This window comes from Streptomyces sp. F001 (genome assembly GCF_004187715.1).
Taxonomy (GTDB): Bacteria; Actinomycetota; Actinomycetes; order Streptomycetales; family Streptomycetaceae; genus Streptomyces; species Streptomyces flavusporus.
The window spans coordinates 1-25,276 of sequence record NZ_QZWF01000046.1 but is presented as its reverse complement, the minus strand read 5'-3'; the positions used below and the strand labels follow the sequence as shown (position 1 = coordinate 25,276).

Sequence of the window (25,276 nt, the reverse complement as noted above, 5' to 3'; positions counted from 1 at the left end):
ATGTGGATCATGGCCTCGGAGCTGGCGGGCAGGGTCTCGTAGTCTCGGGCGAGGCGCCGGTGCAGCATGATCCAACCAATACTTCGTTCGACAACCCAGCGCCTTTTGACAACGTGGAAGCCGCGAACTCCCGGGTTTCTGTTGACGACTTCGACATCGATTCCGAGGCGGGCGCCGTGCTCGATGACGGCGTTTTTGAATCCGGTGTCGACCCAGCTCTTGGAGATGGTCGGGTAGGTCTTCTTGGCCTGGTCGAGGAGCTGGATTCCGACGGCGTTCTCGGACAGGCTGGCGGCGGTGACGGTGACAGCGAGGATGAGTCCGATCGTGTCGGTGAGGATGCCTCGTTTCCGGCCGACGATCTTCTTGGCGGCGTCGGTTCCCTGGCTGGTCAGGGGCACATTGGTGGAGGTCTTCACGCTCTGGGTGTCGATCACGGAAGCGGTCGGTTCGGGCTTGCGTCCTTCCTTCACGCGGGCCAGGCCGGTCAGGTCGTAGTTGAGCTGGGTGAGGATTCCCTCGTCGCGCCAGGCGGCGTAGTAGGCGTAGACAGTTCCGTGGTTGGGGAAGTCGTGCGGGAGGTATTTCCAGGGGATCCCGGTGCGGTTGATGTAGAGAAGTGCGTTGAAGACGTCGCGCATGTCGACCTTGGCCGGCTGCCCGGTGGGCCTGCGGTCGAGCCGAGCCTTTCTCCAGGCCGTCAACGTCGGCTCGATTAAGGCCCATCGGGCGTCGGACAGGTCGCCGGGGTACGGCTTCCGCTGGCTCACGCCGTAGCGTGATCATGGATGCGGCGGACGGCGCCGTTCCGCTGTTGGTGGGCGTTTCTGCCTGATCTTCAAACCAGACGGACTTCGTGCACGGGAACCGGAGCAAACGGGCGGCCAAGTCCGCAGCTCGATGGACGCGAGGGGGCACGTATGGGGCAAACATCTCAAGCCTGGCGGCCATGAAAGTTACCTACCGGCATAGACCATCTCTAAATGCCCACTCAGAGGTCGTTTTCTTCCTTTGTTTCATCCCGTGATGCGTATGTGATTCGGTGATGTCGGGTCGCGCCAGGAGATGGTGGCGTCGCCGGTGAGGCGGCGGGCCATCAGGTCGGTCATCGCCCGGTGGATCATGGCCTCGGAGCGGGCCGGGAGGGTTTCGTGGTCGCGGGCGAGACGGCGGTGGAGCATGAGCCAGCCGTAGGTCCGCTCGACTGTCCAGCGTTTCGGTATCGGGGTGAATCCCCTGGTCCCGGGGGTGCGGGCGGTAATTTCCATGTCGATGCCCAAAGTGGCGGCATGCTCGACGAGGTGCTGGCGGTAGCCGCCGTCCACCCACACCTTGCGGATGCCGGGATGGCCGGCGGCGACCTGGTCAAGCAGTCGGGTGCCGGCCACGGAGTCCTGAACACTGGCCGCGGTGACCAGCACCGCCAGTAGGAGGCCGAGCGTGTCGGTCACGATGCTCCGCTTGCGGCCAACGATCTTCTTGCCCGCGTCCGTTCCCTGACTCCCAGCGGGGACGCTGGTGGACGTCTTCACGCTCTGGGCGTCGATCGATTCTCTGAAGCACCGGATGTCCTCGCGGCCGATCCGACGCCGGTCGTGGGCGGAGTTGCCGTGCTTCCCCGCCCACGAGGGTGGTTATCGTCCGGCCTGCAAGGCTGCCCAGGTCTGCGGGCCGACGTCGCCGTCGACGCTGAGGCTGCGGGTGGTCTGGTAGTCGCGCACGGCTTGTTCGGTGTTGGGGCCGAAGTCGCCGTCGATGCCCACGGTGCGGCCGAGTGCCGCGGTCAGTGCTCGCTGCAGTCGGCTGACGTCCGCGCCGGTCGACCCGTTCTGCAGCGCCGGTGTCGAGCCGTACGACAGCAGGGCCGTCCAGGTCCTGGGGCCGATGTCACCGTCGACCGTGAGGCCCCGGGCGGACTGGAAGGCCTTCGTCGCCGTTTCGGTGTTGGGCCCGAAGTCGCCGTCCGGTTCTCCCGGATGGTGTCCGGCGGTGATCAGCCGGCATTGCGCCGCCGTGACCAGACTGCCGGTGGATCCCTGCTGGATGAGGGGGTACGCAGCGAAGTCGAGGTTGACGCCGCTGCAGGTGGGCGCTGGTGTGCCGCCGCAGTTGTTGCTGGTGACGTTCCGCCAGGTCCGGCCGTTGGCCTGGCCGTACTCGACGCCGTTGAACCAGGGGCGGATCCGTTCGGAGGTGGAGTTGCCCCAGGTGGCGGATCCGTTGTTGTCGGCGTCGTAGGCGAGCTCGAAGTGCAGGTGCGGGTGGTTGTTCGAGGTAGGCCCCGTCCTGCCGACCCGGCCGATCAGCTGGCCGCGCTGCACCGTCTGGCCGACGCTGACATCGCGGCTCTGCAGGTGCAGGTATGTGGTGAAGTAGCGCTGCCCGTGGTTGATCTGGATCACGTTGCCGGCGTTGGAGTGGTAGAAGGACTGCCGGACCGTGCCGGAGGCCGGAGCCAGCAGCGGTGCTCCTTCGGTGCCGACCTGGTTGGGCTCGCGGACCATGTCGAGCGCGGGTGCGTGTGCCCAGGTGTCGAGTCGCCACTGCTGGCCGCAGGTGAAGGGCAGTTGGAAGGCGATGGGCGGGGCCGCCGCGGCGGCCGGCGCCGCGGCCTGCCAGGGCAGGACGACGAGGGCGGCAACAGCCACGAGCAGTCTGCCGAGCAGCCCTGGGCTGAGCGTGCGGATGAGGGATATCAATGTGTCTCCTTCGGTGCCGAGTTCATGCCCGTCTGGGGCGGGGTGTGCGGGCGGCGATGGGACGGCAGGTGCCCTTCCGCTGTGGCTGGGCGCTGCGGGACGGCCGCGTTCGGTCGCGGTGTGTCGCCCGCATGGCGGTCACGATGAGGGCCGAGGTGGGGGCAGCCATGTACGGCCCTCATCGTGAGCTCGTCGGCGGGGGAGCGACCGGTGCGCCGAGCGTGCCCTGCGTCGGTATAGCCCGGGTATTTCCGAAGGTCACCCGGCCGCCCTGGGCGGTGGTGCCAGGCACGGACCGCTGACAGGGGAGCACGCCGCGCCGGCGGTGTGCCCGGGTCAGGGCTGCGGGCAGAGCGCGCCGGTGTCCTGGCCGGGGAGGTGGCGGTCGAGTTGCGCCGCGGTGGGCGGTGGGGCGGTGGCTCGGCAGATGCGCCGGATGGCTTCGGTCGCGGTCAGCGGCCAGTGGATGATGCGCTGGTCGGCTCCCGCGGACAGCAGGGTTCCGTCCGGGGTGAACGCCAAGCCCTGCACGTCTGCCGAGTGGCCGGTGAGGGTGGCGATGCGCCGGTGGGTTCGTACATCCCAGACGACGATGGTGTGATCCTCACCTGCCGAGGCGAGGAGACGTCCGTCCCTGCTGAAGGCGAGCGTGCCGACCGCTGCGGTGTGGCCGGTCAGGGTGCCCCGGCTTTTCCCTGTCCGGGTCGACCACAGGCGCACCGTGTGGTCCGAGCCGGCGGTGGTAATCAGATCGCCCGCCGGAGTGGCCGCGATGTCCTGCGTGGACCCCTGCGTGGCCGGGAAGGCCTTCACCAGCCGGTCGTCGGCGGTGCTCCACACGGCGATGCCGCCGGCCGGTGTGCTCGCGACGAGGAGGCCGCCCCGGGCGGGGTAGGCCATGGCGGTCGAGGTGCGCGGGCCGGCCAGCGCCGGCAGTGGACGGGGGTGTGCCGGGTCGCTGACCCTCCAGCGGAACGTTCCTCCCAGGGACATCACGGTGACCGTGCTGCCGTCCGGGCTGAAGGCGACGTCCGTGCCGGTGCCTATACCGGTGAAGGCGATGGTGGTGTAGCGCCGCCCGGTCGACGGGTTCCACAGAGTCAGGGTGTGGTCGCGCGTCACGGCCGCCAGCACCGTGGCGTCCGGGTTGAACGCGACTGCCTTGACATGGTCGGAGTGTCCGCCCAGCAGCCGTTCGGCAGCACCGGAGGCATTCCAGATCCGTACGGACCTGTCGTCGCCGGCGGAGGCGACGAGCCGGCCGTCGGGGCTGACGTCCACGTCGTTCACGGCGCCGCCGTGACCGCTGAAGGGAAGGGCCGTCCGGCGCACCACGATGGTGCGTCCCAGGCCGCCCGAGACCACCGTGCTCGCGTCCGGTGCCAGGTCCAGAGCCATGGTCTCCGAACGGTAGCGGTCGGCGTGGCGGGCGATCTGCTCGCGGCGCCGGTAGTCCCAGATCGAGATCATGCCCTCTTCGTCGGCGATCGCGATCCGATCACCGACCGGCGCGGAGATCATCCAGGGGAAGGCCGTCTGCACCGGGAGGTCGGCGAACTGGCGGGCCGAGCGGCCGGTCAGCCGCCAGAACCTGATGCCGTGTTCTTCGGAGGCCGTGGCCAGGACATCGGATGTGGAGCCGAACCGGGCCACCTGGGCGCCTTCGGTGTTCAGCTCGAAGCGACGGCGACCGGTTTCGATGTCCCAGACGGCCACCGTCCCATCGGTACGGGTGACGGCGAGCGAGCGCTGATCGCCGGCCAGGCTGAGTGCCGCGGGCATACCGGTGGGCAGGAACACGGCCTTGCCACCGCCCAGCGTGGACACCCGTGTGCCCTCGCCCGTGCCGTAGGCCACGACCGTGCCGTCGGCGCTGAAGGCCAGACCGTTGCTGAGGTCGCCGGACACGACCTGCTTGAACAGCACCTTCCTCGACCGGACCTCCCGCACGACGACCGAGCCTCCGGTCGGCTGCTTCGGATTGTTCAACCGGGCCAGGGACGCCAGCCGGGTACCGTCGGCGTTGAAGGCCACCCTCAGCGCGAAGAACCCCTGGGGGAGCGGCTTGACGACATGCTCGGTGAAGGAGGCCAGCCGCCTGCGTCGATTCGGATCCCACAGCTCCACGGTGCCGTCGCTGGTGGCCGCGGCCACCAACGAGCCGTGAGGGGACAGGGCCAGGCCGAACGACGCGGGCCCGTTCGTGTTGAGTACGACGCTGGGCTGCGCGGACGCCGACGTACTGATCACCGCGCCCAGGGTGTCGGCGTCGGGATGCAGCCGATAGGCGGCCAGCGCGAGGGACCGGGCGACGTCCGGGTCGGTGGCGACCAGCGAGCGCGACGTGAGCGCGGTCTGATGGGCCAGGACGGTCAGGTGCTCGCGCTGTGCCACCTGCCGCTGCTGCCAGGCGGCACCGCCCCCGGTCACGGTCGCCGCCAGCAGCACCGCCAGCACCATCGCCAGGACCCTCAGCCGGCGGACCCGGCGCCGCGCCGCAGCGAGTTCGGACTCGGCCAGCTCCTCGCTGGCGTCGAGGAACTCACGCTCCAGAAGGTTCAGCTCCGAGCGGTGGGGGCGCGCCTCGGCCAGCCCGGAGCCCCGGTAGAGCCCTCCGGCGTCCCGCCCCGACTGCTGCCAGACTCGGGCCGCGGCGGTGAGCCGCTGCCGTACGACCAGACGCCGGCGGTCCTCGCTCAGCCAGGCCCGCAGCCTGGGCCACGCCACCATGAGCGCCTCATGGGCGATCTCCACCCGGTCCTCGTCCACGACTACCAGGCGCGCCGCCACCAGCTCGTCGACCACATCCGCGACCGCCGCGGCCGGGCCCATCCCGTCGAGTTCGGTTTGCGGGACCCGCCGCCGACTGTCCCGCACCCCGTCCTCGTCCAGGCTGATCAACCGCTGCATGAGCCGGCGCACCAGGTCCTGCTCGGCGGGTTCGAGCTCGGCGTAGACGTGCTCGGCGGTCTGGGCGATCGCACCGTGCATCCCGCCCCCTGCCTGGTACGCCGCGAGGGTCAGGGTGCGGCCGGCCCGGTTGCGCCAGCTCTCCCGCAGCGCGTGGGACACCAACGGGAGTGCGGCGGCAGCGCCGGAGGCCTCCGCCACCACGGTGGCCAGCAGATCGGCGTCGACCGAGCAGCCCTCAAGATCCGCCGGCCGGACGATCAGCTCTCGCAGTTCCGCGGCCGACGGCGGACCGACCAGCAGCTGCGCCTCGCTCATCAGCGCCGGCGCTAGCTCGCTCAGCCCGGTCATCTGGACGAAGAAGTCCGCACGGACACTGAGCACGACCTTGGTTCCGGCCTGGGACGCCGCTAACAGCCCGGCGACGAATTCCTCCCGTACCGTGGGATCGGAGCACACGGTGAACAGTTCCTCGAACTGATCGACCACCAGCAGCGCCTGACCGGCGGGCCGGTCGTGCTCGGCGAGCGCGGCCGCCAGCTGTTTCACCGGCTGGTCGGTCGGCGTCATCATGACCGGCTGCCACCGAGCGGTCGTATCCCGCCGGATCCGGCCCAGTAGGCCCGCCGCCAGCAGCGAGGTCTTCCCCGATCCCGACGCGCCGAACACAACGACCACGGGGAAGCGTTCCACGCGCTCCCACAGCAGCCCGCACAGCCGGTCGCGGCCGAAGAACCGGTCGTGATCCGAGGAGGTGAACGCCGGCAGGCCCCGGTAGGGGTTGGCCCCGACCGGCACCAGTGCCGCGACGGGGACCGGAGAGGGCATGAGGCCCTCATCGCCGCGGAGCATCGCCTGGTGCAGGCGCTGCAGACCCGGGCCGGGCTCGACGCCCAGTTCGGTCCCGTACAGCGCATGGGTCCGCCGGTAGAGCTCGAACGCCTCGGCCTGCCTGCCCGAGCGATACAGGGCCGTCATGAGCTGGCCGCGGAGCGACTCCCGAAAGGGATGCCGGGGCAGCAGCTCCGTCAGCTCCACGATCACCTCGGCATGCCTGCCGAGGGCCAGACCGCAATCGGCCCACCGCTCATGCACGGCAAGACGCAGCTCCTCCAGCTGGGCCGCCCGGGTCGCGACGGCTTCGGTATCCAGGAACTCCGCGAACGCAGGCCCGTTCCAGCACCGCAGCGCCTCACCGTGCAACTCCTGCGCGGCCGCTGTCTCACCCTGTCGCAGGGCCTCCTCCGCCTGGAGGGCCAGCTGTTCGAACCGCGTGGCGTCCAGGGCATCACCCGCCACCACGCGATAGCCGTCGCCCTGCCGTTCGATGCGCTCCGGGCCCAGGGCCTTGCGCAGTAGATGGACGTACAGCTGCAGGTTCTTACGCGCCGAGCGCGGCGGTCGCTCGCCCCACAGTGCGGTCATCAGGAGCTCCGAAGGCACGGGCCGGTCGGGCCTGCTCAGCAGGACCGCGAGCAGCAGACGCACCTTGGGCGATCCGATGTCGACCGGCGAGCCCCCGCGACGGACCGTCAGATCCCCCAGAATCCGCAATTCCACTCGGCCGCCCCCCAAGGCTGCACGGATCAACGCTGGCGGCCCGAAGGTACACCAGCTCTCCTGACGCAGACCCGCGCCGGACCGCCCGACCGACGCATGACGCCGCACTGACGTGGATCAGCGGACTGCCGCCTGGTGCGGCCTCCCGGGCCGGCACCCCCTGGCCGCATGCCCCAAAGATCCGCGATGCAGCTGGCCGAAGCCAGGCCCGATCACCTGCCGCACGCATCCCCATCAGGACTTATACGGGTCCTATACCGCGTCGCACAACGATCGCTTCCCGTACCGGGTTCACCGGCTCCTGGGCCCCTCCGGTCAAGGAAGGAACGGGTGCGCCCATCCAGAACGACGTCGACCAGTCCAACAGGCACCCCCCGCCGTGGAGATGACGTCGGAGTCGTAGAGAACGCGAAAGGACACAGCGTGAAGCTCGGGTTCAGCTCGGGAAGCGATCAGAACACCCATCAGCGGATCACTGGGAAGGCAGGACAGCACATGCGTACAAGGCTCGCGGCAGTCGTAGGAGTGGCCGCCATGACCGCCACGCTCGGACTGGTCGGCGCGTCCCCCTCGGCCGCCGGCCCCAACTGTGACCGCGGCTACCACTGCGTCTTCTACACCGACATCAGCTCCGCACGGCAGTCCTTCTTCAACTCGGACCCGGACTTCTCCAACGACACCTTCGACGAATACAACGTGAGCGGGAACGGTCTCAACCACCCGGTCAACAACAACGTCTACTCGGCGAGCAATTCAAGCACCGGGAACTACGAGAGCCACTTCTGGGACAACACCAACGGAACGGGCTTCCTGTTCTGCCTGAACCCCGGTCACTACGTCAACTCCGCTTCCACCGTCGACCAGCCGGGCACGCAGAGCGGCGATCCGCTGCCCTCCGGCCTGCGGGACCGGGCCAGCCGGCTGACGCTCCCGGGCCGGACGTCGACCGACTGCTTCTGACCTCGGTGAACGGCGGGCCCGGCGCAAACCGGGCCCGCACGTTCCGGACCTCGACAGGATTCACATGGCACTGAGCTTCCACGGCACTCGCCGGCACATCGCCGCCTGCGTCCTGACCGCCGCTGTGGGCGCAACGATCTGGGCGCTCGCCGACGCGAGGGCCCAAAACCCCGAACCCCGGCCCCATCGTCCGCTGTCCCCGGCCGCACTGGCCGAACAGGGCTTGCGCCCGCCGATCTACACCCAACTCTATGCCTGGACCCAGAGCGGCGAACAGATCGCGACCGCCCAGCAACAGGTCCTCGTCGCCTGCATGGCCGAGCGCGGATTCACCCTCAGGCCCGCTCCCGTGGCGAAGGCGGGTGACGCGGCGGTGTCCCGCCCGACTCCGTTCGGTCTCGAGACCCTCGAAGAAATCGGGGCGGACAGCCAGAAGCAGGCGCCACCGGAGCAGCCGCAAGGAGAGGCCTTCAACCGCGCCCTCTACGGCGAACCCGGAAACGAGATCTCCGTCAAGGGCAAGCTGCTCAAGGTGACCATGCCGGCGAGCGGCTGCCAGGCCGAGGCGGAGAAGCACATGCTGGGCGACGGCCGGGTGCGGTGGACGGAACTGCGGATAGATCTCAACGAAGGGGAGCAGACAGCGTTCAAGTGGCTCAAGCACGACTCCCTCTTCCGCGAGGCGAACGAGAGCTGGCGGCAGTGCATGCTCACCAACCGGGTCCAGGCCAAGGACCCCCTCGACCTGATCAGAGCCTTGCCGCCCGACGCGGACATCCGCACCCACCCCGCAACCACGGCGGACGTCCACTGCAAGCAGGACACCGGATACCTGCGCACCGCCTACGACAGACTCGCCGTGATGCAGCAGCGCTGGCTCGACGATCACCCCGACGTGCTCAAGGACCGCACCGCGCTGCGGGACAGGCAGCTGAGAATCGCCCGCCAGGTCCTCCAGGGGCAGTCCGGCTGAGCACCCCGGCGCACCCGGTCCGCCCCGGCCCGGCGGCACCGGGTGCTCACGGCTGGGTGTGGTAGCGGAGGTAGACCACGCCGCCGGTGAGCCGGCGTTCGTCCAGGAGCTCGAAGCGGAGCCGGGCCCCGTCGGGGAGGAAGGGCTTGCCGCCGCCCAGCACGGCGGGGCCGACGAACAGGTGGTACTCGTCCACGAGCGCTGCGGCGATCGCGTGGGCGGCGAGGGCGGCCCCGCCGACGGTGAGGTCACGTTCGGAAGATGCCTTCAGCCGCCGAACCGCCTCGGGGTCGAAGTCCCGTTCGATCCGGGTCCGGGTGGTGGAGGCCGACTCCAGCGTCCTGGAGTACACGACCTTGTCGGCCGCCTGCCAGATCTCCGCGAATTCCCGGGCCCCGGGCGACTGGCCCGCGATGGACGGGTCGGTCTCCCAGACAGCCATCATGTCGTACAGCCGGCGCCCGTACAGGTAGGTCCCGACCGGCCGCAGCACGTCGTTGATGAAGGAGTAGTACTCCTCGTCCGGTACCGCCCAGTCGAAATTGCCGTCCGCGTCGGCGATGTAGCCGTCCAGGGACACATTGAACATGTAGATCAACTTGGCCATGCGAGCCTTCTCCCAGGTCGGGGCTACGTGTGTGTCCCGCGGCACACTAGCCCGCGCCTGTGACAATGCCCGGCGACCGGCACGGTCATCGCTACGACGGGCTGCATCTAGGACTGCCTCGGCTCCGGCGGTTCCGCCCGGCCCGTTCGCGGACCCGGCCACGCAGCCGGTGGTGCAGCCCGGTGACCAACGCGCCGTCGCGCCAACGGCGGAAGAAGGCCTACACCTGGTCCCACGCCGGGAAATCTGCGGGCATCGGTCGGGTAGCCGGGACGCATTGCTGTGTCCCGGCCCCCTCAGAACCGGCCATGCCCGATTTCCAGGCAACCGGCTCACGCCTCCCTGAGGAGTACCTTCGTCCGTCCGCGTCAAGCGGCCGTCTTCAACCACACCAGCCCGCAACCATGTCCTGATCATGGTTCGACCAGGGAACAGGCCCAGGGCTTCCAGCAGTCGAGCGTGGTTGATCCGGTCGAAGGCTGCCGCGAGGTCCGCGTCGAGCACCCACAACCGTGAGGCCCCTTTGGCGCCCAACGTGTTGTAGATGGCCTCGATCGCATCATGGCAACCCCGACCAGGACGGAATCCGTATGACCTCGGCTCGAAACGCGCTTCCCACTCAGGCTCTAATGCATTCTTCACCCGAGCTTGAAGCACGCGATCGATGATCACGGGGATTCCGAGAGGTCGTTGCTTTCCGTTGGCCTTCGGGATGAAAACGCGCTTGACCGGACGAGCCTTCCAGGGCTTCTCCTGTCGTTGGAGTCGGGCCGCGAGACGGCCTCGCTCCATCGGCGTGAGTGCAGTTTCCCCATCTATGCCCGCGGTCTTGCGTCCCGCGCTCTGCTGCGTCACCCTCTTGACGCTGATCAGCGTATTGGAGTGGCTTCGCAGCATGAGCTTTTGCGGGTTGCGAACCTTCTTCAGGTCGCCTTCCTGAGTCGCCTTGAAGATTCTTCGTCTCAGTCGCCGTACATGGTCTTCGCACGTGGCCCAGTCAATGCTGTGCCAGTCGATTCGCACGTCCTCCGGTCCGTTCGCACGGGAGGAACGACGGGACTCACTGTCATGTCGAGCCATCAGCCCCTCCCTGCGTCCAACTTGCCCTTCGGCTCCGGCTTCTTCACCAGATCCCTTCAAAGGCTCACCTGGCCCACGTGGGCGCCCTTTCGGGCCGGATCACTCGGACCCGTATCCGACGGGTTATACGGGCGGGTGTCGTCCGCTTTCCCCTGGCCTTTCGACCTGTCGGCATTCGCTCCTTGGGCCATCCTGTTCCCGCCGGGGAATTGATCCTTCCTCACGGTCGGACAACCGGGATATGTCCCGGACCCCGACGGGGTTTCCACGTTCCGCACTGACAAGATGCGACTGGGGTGGGCGCCTCCTCTACCCCGGGACCGGTGGTGTCCTGCCCTCGCCGGCGAGTCCACGAGGGTCACCTGGCGTTCTTCCACGCCGAGTCCTGAAGCTGCCGCTTGCGTTACCATCGCGCAGCTCATGCAATCACGAGGCATAGCCGGAGATTCGCTTCCGCTCGCCCGTCCAGTCTTCCCCTTTACTTGTTGCCTCCCGATGGCCGGGACGCTCTTGAGCGTGATCGTCCAGCTTCACACCCCGCCGTTACCAGCGACGCATGTGGACGCAGGGGACAGGCCCTGGACACTGGCCTGGGCTTTATCAACTCCTTTCTACCGAATGCCACTTGATCAGTGCGACCTTGTGTCGCACCCCGCCACTTGATGCCGTTGTCGACCAGGTAGAGCACCGCATCCCACATCTCCCGGTGGCAGTACTCCTCCGGGCGGCCACCGCGGCCTTCCGGACAGGCCGGCACCGGCAGAGCCGTGCGCACCACACGCAGTGGTGGCACTGGTTCTTCTTCGCCCAGCCCGACATCCCCGAGCGCGTCGTCGACGCCGATCCGGACAACTGGTACCGCGGTGACCCTGAGACCGTGGGGCAGGAGAACTACGACGAGTGGCGCGCGGCCACGAGGAACCCGGACGTGGTGCGGGCGATGCTGGAGGACTACCGGGCCGGTCTCACCGTCGACCGACGGCACGAGGAGGAGGACCGCGCGGCCGGGGCACGGCTGTGGTGCCCGGCACTGATCCTCTGGTCGCTCCGGGAAGACCTCGAGGACCTGTACGGCGACCCGGCCAGAATCTGGTGTCAGTGGGCACCGGACGTGCGCGGTCACGGCATCGACTCCGGGCATCACATGGCCGAGGAAGCCCCGGAAGCGCTCGCGGTCTCCCTGGCGGACTTCTTCGCCGTACGACGTGAGTGAGGACCCTCGGAGAACGGCTCACCGCCTACGGGACATCGGGCCGTGTCATCGGAGGCGACCGCATGTGCAGCTCCAGGCGAGGGCTGGTCAGGGGCACCGTGCTCCACGTGGCGGCCGCCGTGCCCGACGCCCTGTCGACGAGCAGGCGGACGCGGTGCGGGTCGCCGACGACGGGGAACTGCTCGTGCCGCCCGGTGGTGAGTCCCGGCCGTCTGCGGGCCGACGGCGGGATCGTACCCGCCACCGACGCCGACCGCTGGCTGCCGAACGGCGACATCGGCCAACGCCAGGTCGACTGGCAAAACTAAGCAGCGACGATCTACTAGAAGGACTCCGTGACGTCCACCGACCGTCACTGATCACCGGGCCCGCCGAGCTGACGGTCGGTGGGCCCGCGCCGTCAGTCCATCGAACGCAACCGGTCCAGTTCGCTGCCGATCGCATCCCGCAGCACATCGTGCTGCGGACCGAGTCTGAACCGCTCGTCACTCCACCGCTCACGCGGATACAGCCACACCGGCTTGCCCACCAGCTCGGCCGGCTCCCATTCGAACCGCGGCCAGACATGGGCATGCAAGAACGGATCAGTGTTCCCCAGGATCTCAAGGTTGACCCGGCGGAAATCAGGGTCCAGCTGCCGACAGGCCCGCTCAACCGCTTCCCCGAGCCGGTCCATATCGGACAGAAACGACAGCCGCCTGGCCCTCGGCAGGTCAGACAGCCGCTGCACATTCAGTTCATCCACGAGGAGAACCGAGTAGCCCGGCAGGAACTGAACGTCGCCGATCACCGCAAATCCCGACTCAAGCCGCCGCAGCACAGTCGGGTTCTCACCCCGCAGAGCAGCCCCGATCCGGTCCATCCGCCAGTCACCAGTCATGGCCCGAACCTATCTACAGGCGATCAACACCTGCTCTTCGCTCCCCACCCTCCCCACTCACTTCAACGGCCAACGAAGCGAGGCGAGGAGCGACCCCGGCCGTTTTCAAGAATCGCCATCACGTGCCGGTGCTCAGCGGATCGCCGCAGTGGGGCTCGACGAGGACAACCGGCCGCTGCGGCCAGGGGATGAAGGGAGTTCGGCGCCGGCGGAGCTGGTGGCGCTGCACCTCCCCCCGATGAAGGGAGCTATGGAAGCCGCTCAATCCGCCGGGCACGGCATCGCACCCTCGGCAAGCTTGATGCGGGTCCAGACGTTCATGTTGACGACGACGGCGACGATCTCGAGCATCTCCTCCGTGCTGAAGTGCGCAGCGAGCGCGTCGTGGAAGCGCTGGAACGCCGCGCCGCGGTCGGTGTCGGCGGCGCGGGTGAGCGCCTCGGCGTAGCGAAGTGCCGCCTGCTCGGCCTCGGAGTGAAGCTCGGTCTCCCACCACGCGGTCAGGGTGTCGATCTTGGCCCGTGGGATGCCCGCCTCGCGCGCTGCCTCGTAGTGCAGGTTGAGGCAGTAGGTGCAGTTGTTGAGCTGCGAGACCCGCAGACGCAGGAGCTGGGCAAGGCCGCGGTCGATCCGCAGCTCCGCTGTGTATCCGAATGCATCCGCGCCCATCCGAGCCATGCCGATCAGCGCCTCGTTCCCGCTCGCGTCGAGCCGGCGGTTCACGATCTGAACATCGTCAGTCATCTCGGTCCTTTCGGGTCGTTCCCCTGCCCGCGCTTCCGGGTCCCGCCCCGAGCCGCTCGGTCACTATGACGAAACCCTGGTCCGGCGATCGAGGGGACGCGCTCGCGGCGTCAGGCGGCTCGGCGAACGCGGTCAGGGCCTCTGTGAACGGATTGTCGCTCCAGTGCCGTCTCGATATGTCGTTTCCGACACGCGCAAGCGAAACGGCGGCCTCCTCGATCCGGCAGGAGGCGTCGGCCCAGCGCGTGGTCTGGTCGGTCATGCCTGGGGGAACGGCGGGCCGGGAGCGTGTAGCGGCACTGCAACCTCCACTCCAAGCGCCAGCCCGGGGCCCTCTCGTTCATCCAGCCCGGGCGGGCGCTGCCGTGTTTGGGTCCGCCCCCACAACCTTGCTGGGGACGTCCGTCGGCCTTGAGCGTGCGGCCCGCCAAGCAGCTGGAGGGCGCCGGGGGCGAGCCGGCCCGCCCGGGGTGTACATGGCGAGGGTTCACGGTCCACCTAGTGCTGCGACTGGTGTCGGCAACGGCTGAATTTGGTTTCACCCGTTGACGACAGGCTGGCCTTGTTCGCGAGATCGGGGCTCTGGCCCAAATTGTTTGGAGCGGTTGCTCTCCGTCGCAGGATGCCCTCGGACAGACGCTCAGTCGGTGAAATCGCCGGTTTCGGACGGTCCTGGTGCGCCGTGGTCGACGAAGCGCAAGAGCTTTGGGCTGGGATGTCGGAAGCGGCCAGTAGCCTCACGCACCATGGGCATTCAGATCGATGTAGTGGTGGGTTACCCGATCAACGATGAGATGGAGAGGGTGCTCGGGTTGGCCGAGGCGGTCGGCGAGCCCGTCACTGTCACGTTCATGTGGGAGGGGCGTGAAGAGGCGGAACGCGCGGTGCTAGTGCCCGCGGCCACGCTGGCGCTCTGGGAGCATTGGGCCCCCGCCGCCTACCCGGCGAATGGGGCTGGGGACGAGGACCGGGCTGTGGTGGAGGAGCCGCAACTGGCCCACCCAGCGGAATTCGGCGCGTTCACGCTCTTTCGTCGTCGCGTAGGAGGGCGCACGGCGGTTGCTCGCAAAGGCGTGGTGGTCGCCGAGCTACTGGACCCCGACGAGGCGCACTGGCTCCAGGAGAAGGCCCGCAATGTCCGCCAAGGCTTCATGGATCCGAAGCAGAAGGCGGCGTTCGAGGAGTTCCTTGCCCGGCAGGCATCCCTCGATGAGCAGTGACGCGCCGACTCATGGTTCGCAGCTTTGTAATTGATCTTCGGGCTCCGGAGTATCAGGTGAAGCGGATGGCTACGACAGCAGAGGCTGACCTGGTGCTTCCCTTGCAGAACCGACGCGCCGACGAGGAATCCAGTCCATCGTCAGCACGCGGCGCAGAGCTCTCTTGCCGGTGCCAGTGAGTGCCCGAGCTCGGGTCACAGAAGCCCACGTTCATATGGGCGAGAGCCCATAGGAGGACCACCGGCGCACGCGGGAACACGAGGGTGGTTCGGCTGCGTGGTACCAGGGGCCTTCGCCGGCCCCTGGACCCCGCTGCCCCACCACTTCCCGGCGCGAATCCGTTTCGTCGTGGCCCAGGCCATGCGCGCCGGAAAGCGGCGGGGTCGTGCGTGTGCGGAGGTGCCTGGCCGGACAACCTGAATGGGGTCGGTCCAGTGTCAGCTGCGGGTCGGAACGGGGCGAGGTCGTCGGGCTGGGGTTGTTTTGTCCCGTCGTTGAGTGTCGGTGCAAGGTGATGACGGGGCAGCTGCGGTATCCGCTGGGATGGAAGGGCTTCGCAGCGGTTCCTGCGCGGTGATGTGGACGGTGCGGCTCCTGCTAGGGGAAGAGAGCGCACCCGCAGATGTGCCTCTGACCTGACCCTATGAGGGCCGGGCCCCCTTCCGTGCTCAGCCCGGTGGAATTCTGGTTCCGGGACCACACGAGCTCGGGAAGGAGGCCCTCGATGCCTGTCTACGTCGGTATCGATGTGCATCGCAAGCGGTCGCAGGTTGCGGTGGTCGATGACGAGGGTTCGGTGCGGGTGAACCGGAACGTGCCGAACGGCGTCGCCGCGGTGCTCGCGGTGATCGGGGATCTGCCGATCGGTGCGCCGGTGGCCTTCGAGGCCGCCTACGGCTGGGGCTGGCTGGAGCAGCTGCTGGAGGATTACGGCTTCGAGCCGCATCTGGTGCATCCGCTGCGGTGCAAGGCGATCGCCTCCGCGCGGCTGAAGAACGACAAGGTCGACGCGGCCACGCTGGCCCAGCTGCTGCGGGCGGATCTGCTGCCGGAGGCGTGGATCGCCCCGATGCAGGTGCGGCAGCAGCGAGCCTTGCTCAGGCACCGCTGCCAGCTGGTGCGCCTGCGCACCTTGCTGCGCAACCGTGTCCACGCCGTCCTGGCGGACCTGGGATGCGACCGACCCGGCAGCTATTTCACCGCCCCGGGCCGGGCATGGCTTCAGGAGCTGGACCTACCCGACGCCTCACAGTGGGTGGTCGACGATCTCCTGGGCATCATGGACGCACTCAAAGAACCGATCGACGCCCTCGACCGTCAATTGCTCGCCACGGCGCGAGGGGATCCACGTGTCGCGGCACTCACCCGGCTGCCGGGCGTGGGCACGCTCACCGCCTTGATGATCGTCGCCGAGGTCGGGGACGTCACCCGCTTCCCCTCTGCACGCAAGCTCGCCGCCTGGGCCGGGCTCACGCCCACCGTTCGTGGTTCGGATCTGACCGTCCGGCACGGGCACATCTCCAAGCAGGGCTCCGACTGGCTGCGGTGGATCTTGTATGAAGCGGCCCAGACCGCGAAGCGTTCCCCGGAATTCGCCGCCGCCTACCAGGCCATCGCGCACCGCCGTGGCAAGAAGATCGCCACCACCGCGATCGCCCGGCGCCTTCTCGCCCGCGCCTACCACGTGCTCCGCGCGGTCCAGGACCGACCCGATCACCGGGAGCCGCGATGACAACGACCGACAGCATCCGCCAGCGGCGGTCACAGACCCCGGGTGCGCTCGCGAACTTGCATGGGACGGCTCAGCCGCGCCCGATGACCTGACTGAGCAGCCCGGATCCCCGCACCACGGTCATGGCGCCAGCCACAACGGCCAGACGCCGAATGGGTGCTTGCGAGACCACTCCGCCGACCGGCACACAAACTGGGGATCACCACGACCTGCCACTGTCCCGGCTGCCATCTCCCTCGCACGGCAACAAAGAAGACTCACCAACACAACGCCCGGCAGCCCACCGCAAGCCGAAGGCCCTGGGACTTCCACACCCCTTGACAGGCCCGGCCCTCATGGGTGCATGTTCACACCATGCCGCTTGTGCTTGGTCGAATAGTCCGCGCGCCCGTGGCCGACCCGGTCGCAATCGGCGAGCGTGCCGTCCAGGAGAACGTAGTCGGGGTCTGCCTCACGCAGGACCTTCAGCAGGCCCGGCGCCTTGTCCGCGAGGTGTTCGATGACAGCGGTGACGTAGGTGTGGGCGGTGCCGACAGAAATGCGGAAACCCGCAGCCAGTTGAGCCAGGGGGTCATGTCGGCGCAGGTATGCCAGAGCGAGCACCGCACGCGCGGACGGTCGGAGCTTGCAGCGCCGGTCACCCTCCCGGGTGACGATCAGCATCGTCACCCACTCCACGAGTGCGTGCGGCAGATCGAGTGCGGCAGGATACGGGACCAACAGGGCTCCTGAGCTGGCGAGTTGAGACCTAGACACCTCTCTCAACGGCACGGGAGCCCTGTCCGTTGCCTACGGTCCGGTCGTCACCCATCCGAGGCCACCCTGAAAACCCTCACTAATCGACAGATCCCTGGAGCCTGTCGGCACCGCGGCATAGAGTACGAATGGGTCGTCACCGAAGTTCCACGAGACTCGGGACACCCTCGTCTGATTCGGAGGGCCTGGTACCGGGCCGCATTGTTTGGAGAGGTGTGGCCTCTAGGTGTCGGTGGACCGGGTTGACGTTTTGGTCATCGCCACGTTGCAGGAGGAGTTAGCAGAGGCGAAGGCCGCGGGCCTCGCCGGGGTATCTGGCGACCCTGGGGTGGCGCGGTGGGAGGAGCGCGGCGCGGGGGGATCGGCCCCGTACTGGTGGGGTGAGTACTGTCGAGAGGACGGCCGACGCTTATCGGTGGCGTTGGCACGATCGACGCACATGGGCAGCCGGGAAACGGCGCCAATCGTGACCACGTTGGCCCATCTGTTGCAGCCCAGATGCCTGGCTATGTGCGGGGTGTGCGCGGGTAACCCTGACGACATGGCTCTCGGGGATGTCGTGGTAGCCGACCCGGTCTACGAATGGGACGAGGGCAAGCAATCCCCGGCGGGGCTGAAAGGTGACAATCGGCAGTTCCGGCTGGACCACCGTTGGCTTCACGCGGTGCAGGACTTCACTCCCAGAGGGCTGCCTAGTTACCGCCCGGCCGACGATGAGGACGCGTTGCTGTGGCTGTTGGAACGGTTGTACCGGGGCCAGGATCCGCGGAGCCATCCCGCGCGTCGTCGGTATTTCCCGGGCGGCACATGGAGGGCGCGGCTGCAGCAATGGGAACAAGGAGGATTGATCGGCCGTGCCCAAACCGGGTTGGAGTTGACCGACCAAGGTGCCGAGTTGGTGCAGGGGTGGTTGTACGACGATGTGGATGGGCCACGGCGTCTGCCGTTCGAGGTGGTGGCGGCCCCGATGGCGTCGGGGAGCGCGGTGGTCGCCGATCCCAGGCTGTGGGCCCGGTTGCAGCGCATGGGGGTGCGAAAGATCGCTGCGGTGGAGATGGAGGCCGCTACCGTCGCCACGGTGGCGCACCAGCATCGGGTGCCGTACTGCCTGATCGCCAAGGGCGTCATGGATCACGCCGACAGCAACAAGGATGATCGGTACAAGCGGTTTGCGGCCCGCGCCTCGGCTGAGGTGTTGTACGCCTTGCTTGCTCAGTTGCTGCCCACCGCCGAAGCGGACAGTAGTGGCCAAGTCCCGTCGATCGCACCATTCGTCGGAATCGACAATGCCGATATCTACGGCGACGGCGACCCGGCGACCATCGCCTTGCAGCGTGACGAGTACGGCGCCGCCACAACCGCCCCGCTGCCCGAGTTCTACGAGGTCATCGACTACCTGAGCACGCGCCGCATCGCCCGCGTCTCCGGCGAGTCGGGCACCGGAAAGACCACGATGGCGGCCATGGTTGGACGTGACGCCGCGCGGTTCGACGCGGCCTTCTACGTCGACCTGGCGAGTCTCAACGCGCCGTTCAGCGTCACCGACACGGCTCTGCTGCTCGACCGCCTCACCACCCTCGATGAGTCAGGCAGACTGCTCATCGTTGACAACACACACCTCGATGGACGTCTAGAACGGACCATCGTCAATCACTGGCTGGCCACCTGTGGTCGCGGTTTCATGCTGCTGCTCTCCCGGCGCGACGAGCACGACAACCGCGTGCCGACCGTAAGGCTAACCGTCAGCGATAGGTCGCTGCTTGCCGTGTGGCGGCGGATAGATGCCTTCGCCCATGCTGCCCTAGCTCTGCCGTCGGGCGGCGCTCTAATGAGATGGAAGGAGACGTTCCCCGACCTGGTGACGTTCGCACTTGCGATGCGCGGAAGCATCGGTCGCCTGGCGGCCGACGCGACCACCCTATCCCAGCAAGACGCCGTCGCCTTCATCCGGTCGAGGTATCTCACCGGCCGCAGCGCCGAAGAGGAAGAGAACCTGCGCCGCCTGGCCACGGCCGGACGATACGAGTTCGGCCTGAGCCCGGGCTCACTTATCTCTAACGGCCTGTCGAAGCTCGTTATGGAAGGTCTTATCCACTCCCGCGAGCGCTACTACGCCCTGGGGCATCCGGCTGTGGCGCGGCTGCTGCTGCGCGCGCTAGGCGTATCGACCGACTCCGCGGAGCTGAAGCAGATCGCGGTCGCCGATCCTTATGTCGCCTGCGGGATCGCCTCGCGGCTCGTCCAGGCCGGACGCCGCCCCGACGCCGCGCGGCTACTCGCGCACCTAGTCGAGAACGGCATCATCCGCAAGGACATCCTCGCGGCGTCTAATCTGTCCAACCTGTCGCGGACGACACGCCAGCTCGTCTCCCTCGGTGTCGCGCAGCTCTCGGACATCGACCACCAGCTTTCATTGGAGCAGGAGCTCCTCGCCACGAAGGTCCAGCAGTCTCCACCGCCGGACGTCATGCACTTCTTGGAGTTCCTAAAGCTGCTACCACGAACTACCGCCTTGTTCAGCACGCTGCTCAAGCAGCCGGCGGTACGGCAGGAGTTCATAGCCTGGTCTTACGACGCGCCGGTCTGGTCCTTGCTGAACGTCGGGATGGCCGCCCGCCGGTTCGACGACGAGTTGAGCAGGAAGCTGCTCGCCATCCTCTTCAACGTCCGGGCCGCCGACGTGGCGGAGAAACTGAGCCGGGCCAGCTCATCCGACCTGGGTAGCTGCTTTCGGGCCAGCGAGATCGCGGGGCGGAACGCCGAGTTCATCGTCGTCATGTCGGAGCGGGTCGGCGCGTCGATCCCCGAGGTGGTGCGCCACTGTATACGCCGGGGACCTGGCGAGGTGATCCAATACCACGCCTTCCTGCAGCTGAGACGCCCGGAGCTGGCGGCGGCGTTCCGGGACCGGCTCGCGAGCGCTGAAACCTGGCCCGAACTCGGCAGCGCGCTCGCCAACAGACACGTCGGGTTCCTAGTTCGCCTGTTGGCATGGGCAGACACCCACCGGCAGGCCGATCTGAGCGGGCACCTTGAGGAGGTCATCGGCGACCGCCTGCGAGGCGATACGCTCGCTTGGGATCTGCCACTGCTCACCGCGAACGACTTCGCCGCCATCTTCTCGGCGGCCAGCAACTCCCGGACGCTCAGCGGAGCGCTCCCGGCGGTGCGCCAGTGTCTAGGCGAGCACCTGGACATCGTGGCTCGGAACACCCTCGCGCGCGGGTTGGGGGAGTACGTGCATCTGTCCGACGTCCTTGCCTTTCATTCGGCAGAGCTGGCGTCGGACTTCCGTCGTCAGCTGCTGAGCGTCGAGCTCCGTGAGCTTGCGGCAGCGCAGGCGCGGCGCGCGCCCGTACACGTGGTCGAGTCCGTCCGCGGGTGGACCGCGCTGGAGCCCTCTGCCCTGGAGGAATTCCTCCAGGGCAGAGGGCTCGCCGCGGCCTCCGCCGACCAACGGGCGATCTCGCGCAAGGACGTCGGCTTGGCCTGCCGCACCTCGGATGCCATCTTCGAGCTACGCGGTTTCGCCGGCAGCGAGGAATGTCGGGCTGCCCTGTCGCCGGTCGGCCTCACCGCCCCAGCCGTCATTGGGCGGTACCTCGTCCTCGCCTCACGTCCAGCCTTCGCCAACCGATCGGAGGCGCTCGCCGCGTTCGCCAGGCTGCCCGGGAATGAGCGTCACTCTGCGCTGGTCGGCGCGATCCGGATGGTCGGCACCCATCCAGCGGACGAAAGGGCGTTCTGGGGCGCGCTGCTCTCCTCCACGGACGCCGTGCTCACGCCGCCGATCCAGCGTTCGCTGCTTGTGGCGAGTGCGGGTCGCGCGCTGGCCATCGCGAGAGGACTCGGCGGGGCCGAGCCCGGTGCGAAGGAGTCCGTACCGAAGCTGTGCGCGACCATCGTCCGCGACTGGTACAGCGCGGCGGACCGGGTAACTCCGCAATTCGAGGGCATGTTGTACGCGTACGCGCGTGATCCGGGTAGCACGTCGCCACCGCTGCTGCCGTATCAGGCGGTCTCCATGGCACATACGCTCCGAGCGATTGGTCGCGTGGACGCGGAGCTGGAGTCGGAGCTGGTCACGGCGTTGCGGCGCGAGGTTATGCAGAATATGAGCGCCATGCACCGCCAACGATTCGCGGCTTGGGCCGATTACTCCGACATCGCCTCGGCCACGCTGGCTTGAGTAGGGTCGGGGACTGGCACGGTGGCCTGGGAAGGCTCCGTTTCCAGCCCCCGCCCGTCAAACCGGGCATGCGTTGGGTAGGCCCCCAGCGAGGTGCCTGTGACCAGGCCCTTTTCCAACGGCCCCCCACCGAACCCACCGTGCTAGATTTCCCAGCAGTGGGCTCTCCAGTGAGAGGTGTGCAAGCCGAAGTTGCTGGTCACGGGGCTGGTGTGTGGGCATCGGGATGCTCGTGCTGGTCGCCGGCAGGTGACTTTGGTGAAGATCGTCGGTCATCGGGCGACTTCGCGGTTCGTGAGGACCAGCAGGGCCCGGACCAAGGCGGTCGCCCAGGCGGGGCCGGTGCGTACCTTGCCGAGGACGCGCCAGTTCTTGAGGTGGGCGAAGCCGTGCTCGACGGGTGCCCGGACGGCCGCCAGTGCCGTGTTGGACAGCTTCTGGCCACGGGTCAGGGGCCGGTTCCGGGCCGCCTTGTAGCCGATGATCACCGCCGGGTCTGCGTCCGGAGCGCCGTCGTCGAGGCCGACGGCCCGGTGCAGGTCAGGGCGGTGGGGCGAGCGGCTGGGCCTGAACACCTCGGTGCGCGGGAAGCAGGAGCCGCTGCGCGTGAAGATGACCAAGCTTGCCGACCGCGGCTGTCTGCACAAGCGGCCCGACGGGCGGTTCACCGCACGCTCCTAGTAGTAGCGGCACAGAACCTGGAACGCTTCAGATGCCACCCACCGTGTGGTGCCTGCTCAGATCTGGTTCTCGCCACCGTCGACGTAGATGTTCGCGCCGTCGACGTAGCTGCTCTGTTCCGAGGCCAGGAAGGCCACGACTGCGGCGGCCTCCTCAGGCTGGCCCATGCGGCCCTTGGGCACGGTCGCGGCGACATTCTCCTTGACGGCCCGGGCGGTCTCCTCGTCGCCGAAAGCGGCGGTGCCCCCGGGAGTCTCGATCCATGCCGGCGAGACCACGTTGACCCGGATGCCACGGTCCTTGAGCTCGTTGGACCACGTCCGCGCGAAGGACCGGACGGCCGCCTTCGACGCCGCGTACGCGCCGAACGCCTCTACTCCGCGGTCGCCGGCCGTCGAACCGACCAGGACGATCGAGGCTCCGTCGTTGAGCAGCGGCAACGCCTTCTGCACGGTGAACAGCGTGCCTCGGACGTTGACCGCGAAGGTCTGGTCGAAGTGCTCCTCGGTGGTCTGTTCCAGCGTCACGAACGCACCGACCGCCGCGTTCGCCACGAGTACGTCCAAACTCTTGCCTCGCGCCCGGACCGCCTCGTAGAGCCGGTCCAGGTCCTCCGGCTTCGAGATGTCGCCGACGACCGCGGTGGCCCGGTCTGCTCCGATGGTCTTGACGGCGGCCTCCAGTTCGGCCTCGCGTCGGCCGGTGACGAACACGTACGCGCCCTCGTCCGCCAGCCGTACGGCGGTGGCCAGACCGATACCGGTGCTGCCCCCGGTGACCACCGACGTCTTGCCTTCCAGCTGTCCCATGTGGCTGTCTCCATCACTCTCTCGATGCCGATCCGTTCGACATCGATACTGCGGGAGATCGGGGATACTAACCATAATGTGGAGTCCACTGTTCTTTACGTATCGTCCAGGAGGTGTCGTCGGTGCTCGGATTTCGGGATCCAGTGGCTGACGCGATCGGCCTGCTCCGGCCCCGCACGGTGATCGGGCCCAGTCTCCGGGCCGCGGGAGAGTGGGCTTTGCGCTTCGACACGTTCTTGCACGTGCGGATCGGGGGCCTCGTGCGCGGCACGTGCTGGTTGATCCTCGAAGGGCACGAGCCGGTGCTCCTGCAGGAGGGTGACACCTTCATGCTGGGCAACCCGCCGCCTTACGTGCTGGCCAGCACGCTCGACGCACGCCCGCGCCCTGCGGAGCCGGTGTGGGCGGGTGCCGAGGACGGGTTCGTGCGGATCGGCGCGGAGTCTGAGGAGGACCTCTACCTCTGTGTCGGGCACATCGCGTTCGACGACGAGAACGCGGCTCTCCTGACCGATCTTCTGCCGCCGCTCGTGATCGTCCGCGTGGCCGATCCTCATGGCAGGCGGCTCGCGCAGCTGATCGATCTCCTGGCCACCGAGGTCGGGGTCGCCGCCGCCGGCGGCCCGCTGGTGCAGAACCACCTCGCACAGATCCTGCTTGTGCACATGCTGCGTGCTCACGCCGGTCAGACAGACCGGCCCACCGGCTGGCTGGGCGCCCTGAACGAGGACGGCATCGGTGCCGCCCTACGTGCCGTGCACGCGGACGTGGCCCACTCCTGGAGCCTCAAGGAGCTCGCCGAGATCAGCCACATGTCGCGTTCCGCGTTCGCCCAGGCCTTCAAGAGCCACGTCGGGGTCCCGCCGTTGGAGTACCTGATCCAATGGCGCATGAGCCTCGCGCGCGACGCCCTCGCCCGCGACGCTCTGTCGATCTCCGAGCTCGCACGGGCCACGGGCTACCTGTCCGAGAGCGCGTTCAGCACCGCGTTCCGCCGCGTGGTCGGCTCATCGCCCGCACAGTTCCGGAACCAGGCACGGCAGCCACCGCGCTCGGCCGCGAACGGAAGCTGAAGGAGGCGTCCTGTGCTCAGCTGCGCCGCTCACGCTGGCGACGAAGACAGCGAGGCGGACACACGTCATAAACGCGACTTTAGTACTAGACGAGAAGTTCCGAATGCGGGGTTCACGGACGCGGGGAGGGTGTCCAACATCGGGTTGTGACGACCGAGTTAGACACCCTCTTGACCGCACTGTACGTGCACATCGACGACCGCTTGAAGACCTCGCGGTGGCGTGGTCGGCCGCCCCTGCTGACCGACGCGGAGCTGGTCATCCTGGCCGTGGCCCAGGCCATGCTGGGCTTCCACTGCGAGGCCCGCTGGCTGCGCTTCGCCCATGCCCACCTGCACGGCCTGTTCCCCTACCTTCCCCAGCGGCTCGCCTACAACAAGCGTCTGCGGGCCGCGCTGGGTCTGGTCAAGCGGGCCATCCGGTCCTTGGCAGCGGACACCGACCTGTGGCTGGACGATGTGTGGATCGTGGACTCCACGCCCGTCGAGTGCGCCCGCTCGCGTGAGACCGTCAAGCGCTCCGACCTGGCCGGATGGGCCAACTACGGCTACTGCCGCTCCCACTCACGCTTCTACTGGGGCCTGAAGCTGCACCTGGTGTGCACTCCGGCCGGACTGCCGGTCACCTGGGCCCTGGCCGACCCCAAGATCGACGAGCGGCAGGTCCTGGCCGCCCTGATCGACAACGAGCCGCACCTGGCCGCCGACCGGCCCGGCCTGCTGATCCTGGCGGACAAGGGCTACATCGCCGCTGAACTCGACCGCTTCCTGGCCGCTCGCAGCATCAGCCTGCTCCGGCCCTCCTACCGCAACCGCGGCACCCCACCGCCAGGAGAAGCCCTACTGAAGACCGTGCGCCAGCTGATCGAGTCGGTCAACGACACCCTCAAGGGCCAGCTCGACCTGGAACAACACGGCGGACGCACCATCGAAGGCGTCGGCGTCCGAGTGGCCCAGCGGATCCTGGCGATGACCTGCGCGATCTGGCACAACCGCACCATCGGCGCACCAATCACCCGCTCACTTACCGCCTACGACCACTGAGCCACATCGGAACTACTCGTCCAGCGGTGCCGCGGTGGGTGTCGACGGGGCATAACCGGCGGGCCGCCGACGGCAGTTGAATGTGGCGTGAAGAAGAACAACCACACCGTCGAGGGCTCTGACAGCCTTGTCTACACCGCCCGCCTG

Annotated in this window: 14 protein-coding genes and 7 pseudogenes; 9 read left to right on the top strand and 12 right to left on the bottom strand. The window is 68.0% G+C overall.

The features are described from left to right. From StrepF001_RS41635 to StrepF001_RS41620, 5 genes and pseudogenes are all read right to left on the bottom strand, one after another. The coding region (locus StrepF001_RS41635) for an IS5 family transposase (RefSeq protein ID WP_129803278.1) at positions 1 to 770 on the bottom strand (770 nt) is incomplete at its 3' end. Positions 771 to 1,016: 246 nt separating this feature from the next. Then, positions 1,017 to 1,547 (bottom strand): annotated as a pseudogene (locus StrepF001_RS41630) (transposase); the annotation flags it as partial. 87 nt (positions 1,548 to 1,634) lie between these two features. Further along, positions 1,635 to 2,087 (bottom strand): annotated as a pseudogene (locus StrepF001_RS49090) (peptidoglycan-binding protein); the annotation flags it as partial. 156 nt (positions 2,088 to 2,243) lie between these two features. Continuing rightward, positions 2,244 to 2,504 (bottom strand): annotated as a pseudogene (locus tag StrepF001_RS49085) (M23 family metallopeptidase); the annotation flags it as partial. Between the two features lie 531 nt (positions 2,505 to 3,035). Beyond that, positions 3,036 to 7,169, bottom strand: a complete 4,134-nt coding sequence (locus tag StrepF001_RS41620; RefSeq protein WP_165396549.1) for a BTAD domain-containing putative transcriptional regulator — start codon at positions 7,167 to 7,169, stop codon at positions 3,036 to 3,038. Between the two features lie 534 nt (positions 7,170 to 7,703). Here StrepF001_RS41620 and StrepF001_RS41615 point away from each other — a divergent pair. Next, complete coding sequence (locus StrepF001_RS41615) at positions 7,704 to 8,129, top strand: hypothetical protein (RefSeq protein WP_129803274.1); 426 nt, start codon at positions 7,704 to 7,706, stop codon at positions 8,127 to 8,129. A 64-nt stretch (positions 8,130 to 8,193) separates the two neighbouring features. Beyond that, on the top strand, positions 8,194 to 9,102 hold the full coding sequence (locus tag StrepF001_RS41610; protein ID WP_129803273.1) for a hypothetical protein: 909 nt from the start codon (positions 8,194 to 8,196) through the stop codon (positions 9,100 to 9,102). A gap of 46 nt (positions 9,103 to 9,148) precedes the next feature. Here StrepF001_RS41610 and StrepF001_RS41605 read toward each other — a convergent pair whose 3' ends face one another. Together StrepF001_RS41605 and StrepF001_RS41600 are read right to left on the bottom strand one after the other, a co-directional pair. After that, positions 9,149 to 9,709, bottom strand: coding sequence for a dihydrofolate reductase family protein (locus tag StrepF001_RS41605; protein WP_129803281.1), 561 nt, complete (start codon positions 9,707 to 9,709; stop codon positions 9,149 to 9,151). A 333-nt stretch (positions 9,710 to 10,042) separates the two neighbouring features. Next, positions 10,043 to 10,789 (bottom strand): annotated as a pseudogene (locus StrepF001_RS41600) (reverse transcriptase N-terminal domain-containing protein); the annotation flags it as partial. A 778-nt stretch (positions 10,790 to 11,567) separates the two neighbouring features. Here StrepF001_RS41600 and StrepF001_RS41590 point away from each other — a divergent pair. Further along, positions 11,568 to 12,002, top strand: a pseudogene (locus StrepF001_RS41590) (alpha/beta hydrolase); the annotation flags it as partial. A 62-nt stretch (positions 12,003 to 12,064) separates the two neighbouring features. Next, entirely contained in the window at positions 12,065 to 12,310 is a 246-nt protein-coding gene (locus tag StrepF001_RS46745; protein ID WP_206307122.1) for a hypothetical protein, read from the top strand. A 92-nt stretch (positions 12,311 to 12,402) separates the two neighbouring features. Here the strand turns inward: StrepF001_RS46745 and StrepF001_RS41580 are convergent, their stop codons facing one another. After that, positions 12,403 to 12,882: a diadenosine tetraphosphate hydrolase gene (locus StrepF001_RS41580; RefSeq protein WP_129803272.1), complete on the bottom strand. Its 480-nt coding sequence runs from the start codon at positions 12,880 to 12,882 to the stop codon at positions 12,403 to 12,405. Positions 12,883 to 13,143: 261 nt separating this feature from the next. Further along, positions 13,144 to 13,626, bottom strand: a complete 483-nt coding sequence (locus StrepF001_RS41575) for a carboxymuconolactone decarboxylase family protein (RefSeq protein WP_206307121.1) — start codon at positions 13,624 to 13,626, stop codon at positions 13,144 to 13,146. Positions 13,627 to 14,372: 746 nt separating this feature from the next. Here StrepF001_RS41575 and StrepF001_RS41570 point away from each other — a divergent pair. Together StrepF001_RS41570 and StrepF001_RS41565 are read left to right on the top strand one after the other, a co-directional pair. Further along, positions 14,373 to 14,846 carry a hypothetical protein gene (locus tag StrepF001_RS41570; protein WP_129803271.1) on the top strand — a complete coding sequence of 158 codons (474 nt, stop codon included), beginning with the start codon at positions 14,373 to 14,375 and terminating at the stop codon, positions 14,844 to 14,846. A 724-nt stretch (positions 14,847 to 15,570) separates the two neighbouring features. Further along, positions 15,571 to 16,578, top strand: a complete 1,008-nt coding sequence (locus StrepF001_RS41565; protein WP_165396548.1) for an IS110 family transposase — start codon at positions 15,571 to 15,573, stop codon at positions 16,576 to 16,578. Between the two features lie 342 nt (positions 16,579 to 16,920). On the opposite strand, the pseudogene StrepF001_RS41560 reads toward StrepF001_RS41565, so the two are convergent. Continuing rightward, positions 16,921 to 17,298, bottom strand: a pseudogene (locus StrepF001_RS41560) (transposase family protein); the annotation flags it as partial. A gap of 262 nt (positions 17,299 to 17,560) precedes the next feature. Here StrepF001_RS41560 and StrepF001_RS41555 point away from each other — a divergent pair. Beyond that, positions 17,561 to 21,523, top strand: coding sequence for a hypothetical protein (locus StrepF001_RS41555; RefSeq protein ID WP_129803269.1), 3,963 nt, complete (start codon positions 17,561 to 17,563; stop codon positions 21,521 to 21,523). Between the two features lie 272 nt (positions 21,524 to 21,795). Here the strand turns inward: StrepF001_RS41555 and StrepF001_RS41550 are convergent. Both StrepF001_RS41550 and StrepF001_RS41540 read right to left on the bottom strand, forming a co-directional pair. Continuing rightward, positions 21,796 to 22,050 (bottom strand): annotated as a pseudogene (locus StrepF001_RS41550) (transposase family protein); the annotation flags it as partial. Positions 22,051 to 22,260: 210 nt separating this feature from the next. Beyond that, the gene (locus tag StrepF001_RS41540; protein ID WP_129803268.1) at positions 22,261 to 23,013 is read right to left on the bottom strand and encodes an SDR family oxidoreductase; all 753 of its coding nucleotides are present in this window, start codon (positions 23,011 to 23,013) and stop codon (positions 22,261 to 22,263) included. A 113-nt stretch (positions 23,014 to 23,126) separates the two neighbouring features. Here StrepF001_RS41540 and StrepF001_RS41535 point away from each other — a divergent pair, with 113 nt between their 5' ends. Next, on the top strand, positions 23,127 to 24,086 hold the full coding sequence (locus StrepF001_RS41535) for an AraC family transcriptional regulator (RefSeq protein WP_240797942.1): 960 nt from the start codon (positions 23,127 to 23,129) through the stop codon (positions 24,084 to 24,086). A 146-nt stretch (positions 24,087 to 24,232) separates the two neighbouring features. Then, on the top strand, positions 24,233 to 25,129 hold the full coding sequence (locus tag StrepF001_RS41530) for an IS982 family transposase (protein ID WP_129803267.1): 897 nt from the start codon (positions 24,233 to 24,235) through the stop codon (positions 25,127 to 25,129). Positions 25,130 to 25,276: the final 147 nt, after the last annotated feature.